Origin of the sequence: Paraburkholderia sp. RL18-085-BIA-A, assembly GCF_046027075.1 — a bacterium.
Taxonomy (GTDB): Bacteria; Pseudomonadota; Gammaproteobacteria; order Burkholderiales; family Burkholderiaceae; genus Paraburkholderia.
Window position 1 is genome coordinate 1 of sequence record NZ_JARESU010000530.1, and the last position, 734, is coordinate 734.

1 pseudogene is annotated in these 734 nt (G+C 60.9%); it reads left to right on the forward strand.

What is annotated here, in order from left to right:
* Window positions 1-485: 485 nt before the first annotated feature.
* A pseudogene (locus P0D89_RS53670) lies at window positions 486-734 on the forward strand (hypothetical protein); the annotation flags it as partial.

Below are 734 nucleotides of genomic sequence, written 5' to 3' on the forward strand. Positions count from 1 at the left end.
GGCGATGGATAGCGATGTTTCAAGCCGAGCAATGTTCGCTCAACGCCTTTTATTGCGCTAGGCGAAACTGTAGCAGTGGTGCAAGTCGGTCACCTATAGGTGATTTCACCTGGCGCATATATATTCGTACAGCGAAAATATTGGTAAGCATGCGTAGTCCGCACTTTCCGGCGGCGCCGGGGGGGGGGCCGAGATAGACATACCGATTGTGTCGGTCGAGTTGCGTCGAGCGATCAGACTCATGAGCGCGGCGGCACGGTGAGTGGCCACGTTGTGGGAGGAGTAGCGGCGCAAGAGCCCGAACGACTCAGAAGGGTCGACGAACGAAACCGCTCGCGCGGTAGGGGCTCCGACCAGCGCGTGCGGTTCATGGGAGGTCCGCCGCGCGGTTCCGTATGTTGGCGAATGAGGCAATCCGCCTCGTTCTCCAGCAGGAACCTGATCATGACTCCTCCCAGACAAACGCCAGTCCACTGCGCCAGCGCATGAACGACGACATGCGCACGCGCCAGCTGTCGCCGAAGACGCAGGACACCTATCTGCGCTGCACGCGGTCACCGGTCCGCTGGACCGGCTGGCGGCACCTTCGCATTGCTGTGACGTTCATCTCCCGTAAATACTCACCCTGGAGATCCGTGTCGATCGCAACCATGCAACTAACCGTCTGGCCTGTCAGCATCCCGGTCAACCGCAAACCCGTCTTCAGCAGGGGCGGACAGCACCCGCGCCGCCTG